This window comes from Streptomyces nanshensis, assembly GCF_001751255.1.
GTDB classification, from domain to species: domain Bacteria; phylum Actinomycetota; class Actinomycetes; order Streptomycetales; family Streptomycetaceae; genus Streptomyces; species Streptomyces nanshensis_A.
This window is the reverse complement of record NZ_LJGW01000173.1, coordinates 1-235: the sequence shown is the minus strand read 5'-3', so window position 1 is coordinate 235 and position 235 is coordinate 1.

The window sequence follows — 235 nt, the reverse complement described above, 5'->3', positions numbered from 1 at the left end:
GGGCGGCGCTGCCGCCGAGCGCGAGGGCGCGTCTCCTGCTGAGCGATTCCATCGATGTCCTTCCCCGTGACGTCCCCGTGGGTGGAGCGCGGGCCCGGTGAGCGGTACGGAACGGGCCCGTCCGTAAGGGCGTCATATTGTCAGGGGCCTGCCAAGGATGGGAAGGGCCGGGGCCCTGCGGCGGGCCGTCGCCGGCGGCGTACGGCGAAGGCCGCGGGCGCGGTCCGCCGCAACC